Here is a 3,225-nt window from a genome sequence, read left to right as displayed (position 1 = left end):
AGAGGGCGAGGGGCGGAAATTAATACATCACCCATTATCCAAAATTGGGGGCATAATATGATTCAACCGGGAAGAGAGGGCCAGATTCTCCTCTGGGGCCTCCTTACCTTGATCTGCGGTGCATTTCTCCTGGTGTTTTTCTCAGGCAACGCCTCTACTCTGGCGATCGGAGTACTGCTCGTTGCCGGCGGGGCGCTCTCTGTGCCCTTGAGTCTGATCAGCAAGAGGAAGGGGTGACGGATAATGGGTGATGTATTAATTTCCGCCCCTCGCCCTCTTAAGAGCGGACAGGAAGCCCTCCTGTTCATCATTGGATTCGTTGTTCTGGTAGGGGTTGCGCTGCTTTTCTTCGTCAACAGGAAGAGATGACATCCGGGTCCCGCCCCCGGGAGGAGAGCGTTTCGAGGCGGCACCAAGTCACCGCCGCGCCGACTTGCAGCGGGCAGGCCGGCACCCACGCGCCCCCGGCCCCTTCCGGCACTGACCGCAGTGATTGCGTCGGGCGCAATCTGCCTGACGGAATCTACGACACTCTCCCCCTTCCCCAGTAGGCCTTACGCGATGCTTTTGATGAATCCTTAAGGGGTGTAGTCCTCGGGCCATTCGGCCGGGTAAGAAGCAGCCATTTCCCCTCCTTTTCTCATTCGGGAGAATGATCGTGCATTCCTTGACTTCGAGGATTGGCGAGGTTATTGTTCGGCCATGAATTTTGTTTCGGTCCTCTTCTTCCTCCTCGGGCTCGGTTTGGCCGCCTATGGTGCGTACATTGGGTATCTAAGGTTTCGCCACGACGCATTCGTCAGGAGTGGGCGAGCAGAATGCGCGAAAGGTACCTGCGTCAACCTGAGATGGACCTCGGGCGGATTGGTGGCCAGCGGTATTCGGTATGTGGACACGAAGGGGTGTCAACGTACGACATGGACGCGGGCGCAAGCGTCCATACCCGTTCCGGTCGGTGGAACCGCACGAGTGGTTTATGACCCGCAGGGGAAGGCGACTGCGCTGGTGAACGGAGTCGCCACGGGAATCGGTTCCCATGGGTTCGCCACTGGGTGCTTCGTGCTGTCGGCGGTCTTCTTCTTCAACGCGGTCCTGCGGATGTGACCAGGCGCCGGGGATGCGCGCCAACGGCTCTGTTTTCGCTGTGCGCAGTTCCGAAGAGAGGAATTGGATTCCGGGAGCTACGGATTCGTCGAGTGCGCCGTCCGGTGCGCTTTCTGCGTCGCCCTGTGGAGCATGGTCACTCTTCTTGTACTCCTCGAATGGTCCGGACTTCACGGCTCTGCGTCGAAGGGCAGACGTACACGGTGGTCTACGACCCGGCCGGACCAAGCGGTGGTCCTTGCCCCAGGGCTTGATCAAGTTTTCTCATTACCTGGGTTGTTGGTGATGCCCAGGAGTGGGAGGGCTCGTTCGGGCTGGTCGCGGATTGCCCGGGTGGTCTTGGCGATGTAGTGGGCGTTCTTGGTCTCGACGAGCCAGGTGACGTTCCCCTTGACCGAGTGCAGGGCGTCGAAGGTGACCAGGGCGCCGTCCAGGTCCAGGGGCTCTTAGCCTCGGGCTTTCACGAGGTGGGTTGTCCGACGCTTGATCAAATAAGCGGAGAGTGCTCCTGACCTGCAACGATGGGACTTGTCTAGGGTCCAGTCAGCCGCACGAAAGAAGCACTCTCCAGGTGAGTAAGCGTATCGGGTCGTACCCGCGCGTCCGCGTCGAGGGCAGTGGCAGCGGGACGGTCTCGCAGGCCGGTGCGGTGCTGTTGGTCGAGACGGTCCGAAAGTTGGGTCTGGACACCGCGATATCGACGGCATTGGCGCCTTGGCGCAAGCCGCGGGCAGTGCATGAGCCGGGCAAGATCCTGCTGGATGTCGCGCTCGGAGTCGCTCTGGGCGGGGACTGCCTCGCCGATGTCGCCCTGCTGCGGGCCGAGCCGGCCGTGTTCGGGCCGGTGGCCTCCGACCCGACGGTTTCACGGCTCATTGACGCCCTTGCCGCTGCCGGACCAAAGGCGCTCACCGCGATTCGGTCGGCTCGGGCGAAAGTACGCTCGCGGGTCTGGGACCTGGCCGGGGCGAACGGCCCCGCCGCCGACGGCTCGGTGATCGTGGACATCGACGGCGTGCTCGTCCTTGCGCACTCCGAGAAGCAGGACGCCACAGCGACCTGGAAGAAGACCTTCGGCCACCACCCGCTCGTCGCGTTCGTCGACCATGGCCAGGCCGGGTCCGGAGAGCCGGTGGCAGCCCTGCTGCGGCCCGGCAACGCAGGCTCCAACACCGCGAGCGATCACATCGAAACAGCGCGACTCGCCCTGGCTCAACTCCCCAAACACCTGCGACGGGGCCGTCAGACACTGATCCGTACCGACTCCGCCGGCGGCACCCACGCCTTCCTCGACTGGCTCTCCAAACCGGGCCGGTGGCTGTCGTACTCCGTCGGAATGACCATCACCGACGCCATCCACCAGGCCGTGCTGAAGATCCCGAAGAAGGCATGGACGCCGGCCTATGACTCCGGTGGCACCGAGCGGCCCGGCGCCTGGGTCGCGGAGATCACCGACATGCCCGACCTGACCACCTGGCCGAAAGGGATGCGGCTGATCGTTCGCAAAGAACGCCCGCACCCCGGGGCCCAGTTGCGCTTCACCGACCTCGACGGACTACGGCTCACCTGCTTCGCGACCAACACCAAGGGCGGCCAACTCGCCGACCTCGAACTACGTCACCGCCGCCGGGCCCGCTGCGAGGACCGCATCCGAAACGCCCGAGACACCGGCCTGCGCAACCTCCCCTTGCACGACACCGCTCAGAACCAGATCTGGCTGGAGATCGTCTCCCTCGCACTCGACCTACTCGCCTGGATGCCGATGCTCGCCCTGACCGCAGAGACCCGCCGCTGGGAGCCCAAACGGCTTCGACTACGGCTGTTCTCTGCCGCCGCCCAGCTGGTCACCACGGGCCGCCGCCGTTGGCTCCGCTTCACCGCCCGATGGCCCTGGACGGATGTGATCACCCGCGCGATCCAACGGCTCGCAGCCCTACAGAACCCCGGCTGACCAGCAACTCCGACCGCCCCGACGAACCAGCGACATCCCGGAACCGTGGAACCCGGCGCCCACCCGACGCGACAGCCGGGCCGTCAACCTGCCCCGGCCCACGAAGTTCCGCACCTCGCAAGCACAGAGTCCCCGTCAGCGCACCGACGAGGACTCATGAACGATCGAGG

Annotated in this window: 2 protein-coding genes; both read left to right on the top strand. The window is 64.0% G+C overall.

The genetic code is table 11. From position 1 onward, the window contains the following. On the top strand, window positions 1-237 hold a 237-nt coding region (locus tag B9S57_RS35055; RefSeq protein ID WP_219818607.1), incomplete at its 5' end, for a hypothetical protein. 1,438 nt (window positions 238-1,675) lie between these two features. Beyond that, a complete protein-coding gene (locus tag B9S57_RS33390; protein ID WP_103515523.1) occupies window positions 1,676-3,055 on the top strand; it encodes an IS1380 family transposase in 1,380 nt (459 codons plus the stop codon). Window positions 3,056-3,225 lie beyond the last annotated feature (170 nt).

Origin of the sequence: Streptomyces sp. SM10 (genome assembly GCF_002910915.1) — a bacterium.
Lineage (GTDB): Bacteria > Actinomycetota > Actinomycetes > Streptomycetales > Streptomycetaceae > Streptomyces.
This window is presented reverse-complemented; position numbering and strand designations above follow the sequence as displayed.